At 73.7% G+C, this 1,859-nt stretch carries 1 protein-coding gene; it reads right to left on the bottom strand.

What is annotated here, in order from left to right; translation table 11 throughout:
- Positions 1–57: 57 nt before the first annotated feature.
- On the bottom strand, positions 58–1,569 hold the full coding sequence (locus J0695_RS38790; RefSeq protein WP_307798894.1) for a ferredoxin reductase family protein: 1,512 nt from the start codon (positions 1,567–1,569) through the stop codon (positions 58–60).
- Between the last annotated feature and the right edge of the window lie 290 nt (positions 1,570–1,859).

Below are 1,859 nucleotides of genomic sequence, written 5' to 3'. Positions count from 1 at the left end.
GCGGTGGCGGGCCATGGAGGGACGGGCTCCTCAGGGGGTTCAGTGGGTTCAGCAGGTTCAGTAGGTGAACTGCTCGGAGTGGATGCGGTCGGCGGGTACGCCCGCCTTCGCGAGCGAGGCGGTCGCGGCGGCCGCCATGCCGGGGGGTCCGCAGAGGAACACGTCGTGGTCGGCGAGGTCGGGGATCAGATTGCGCAGGGCCTGGGGGGCGAGAGGGTCGAAAGAGGAGTCGGAAGGGCCGAGGAGGTAGTGCAGGGCGGCCTGGCGGCGGTGTGCGATCTCCTCCAGCTCGTCGCGGAGGACGAGCTGGGCGGCGTTGTGCGCGCGGTAGAGGAGGGTCAGCTCGCCGGGCCCGGCGGGGAGGGTCTCGTACAGGACGCGCATCGGTGTGATCCCGACGCCGCCCGCGAGGAGGAGGACCTTGCGGCGGGTTCGGCGGTGGGCGGTCATCGCGCCGAAGGGGCCCGCTGCCAGGACGCGGGTGCCGGTGCGCAGGCGGCGGATGCGGCGGGTGTGGTTGCCGACGGCCTTGACGGTGATCCGCAGGGTGTCGTCGCGTACGGGCGCGGAGAGCGAGAAGGGCAGTGCGGTGTGCCAGATACGGCGCTGCAGAAAGCGCCAGCGGAAGAACTGGCCCGGCTCCGCCTGGAGCTGGGAGAGGCCGATGCCCTGCATGACGACGGAGACGACGTCGGGGGATTCGTGGCGGACGGAGACGACGCGCAGGCTGTGGCGCAGTGCCTGGCGGACGGGGACGACCACCCGGTACCAGATCACGAGCACGGCGACCGTCGCGTGCGCCATCGACCAGAGCCAGACGGAGACGGCGCTGCTCGCGATCGACGGGCCGACCAGCTGGTGCGCGAAGGCGAGGGCCGCGCCGAGGTACGTGAGGAAGTGGACCGCGCGCCAGGTCTCGTGGGGCAGCCGGGCGCGGACCGCGCGGGCCGAGGTCACCCCGACCGCCGCGAGCAGGACGGTCCCCGCGAGGGCGGCCGCGATGCCGGCGTAACCGAGGAGGTCGCTGACGGCGGTGAGGAGGTCGGCGCCGGTGTGGGCGGCGTATCCGCAGAGGGCGAGGACGGCGTGGCCGGCGCAGAGCGAGAGGACGTACCGCCCGCCGAAGGCGTGCCAGCGGGCGAGCCGGTCGGCGCCGACGCCGTGCTCGACGGCGGGGACGCGGGCCATCAGGAACAGCATGGTGAGGATGCCGTACCCGGCGAGCAGGCCCGAGAGATGGGCGCCGGAGGCGAAGAGGGCGTCGAGCCGGGCCGACGGCTCGGCCCGCAGCGCCCAGAGGACGGTGACGGCGAGGGCGCCCGCAGCGATCCCGGCGCGCAGGGTCCGGGGCGCCAGGCGCATGGGCGGGGCGGGTGGCTGGAGCGGCTGGGACGGCACCGCCTTGCGGCGGCGGGGGCTGCGGCGGCTGGGACGGCGGTTGCCGCGGTCCGGGCGTGGGGCCGCCCGGTCGGGGGTTTCGCGCATGCCTCCGGAAGCAGCTGTCTGCTGCAGGTACGCCGCCAGCGCGGGGTGGGTGGCGTGGTTCCGGTCGGGGGCCTCGGTTGTCACAGGAAGTGAATCTAGGTGCGTGCGACGGTGCGAAGGACCTGGTCAGGGCTGTGGGAGCGATCCTTAAGGCGGGCTTGAACATCGGCTGAACAGCGGTTAAGACAGTGCGCGAGGGCGAGCGGCCCGGTGCCCGGAAGGGCTCGCGCAGGATCACGCCGATACGGCCGGCGGGGCGGGCGCCGCGGGTGAGGGGCTGCTGTGTGAGGTCCATGCGTCAAGGCTCCCGCCTGCGAGGACGCCGATCGATCGTGCCTGCACGGAGGTCGGGGGTTCGGTTCACCCCACCCCTC

Source organism: Streptomyces beijiangensis (assembly GCF_017315755.1).
In the GTDB taxonomy this organism is placed as follows: Bacteria; Actinomycetota; Actinomycetes; order Streptomycetales; family Streptomycetaceae; genus Streptomyces; species Streptomyces beijiangensis.
The sequence above is the reverse complement of the archived record's forward strand: the minus strand, read 5'-3'. Positions and strand labels throughout refer to the sequence as shown.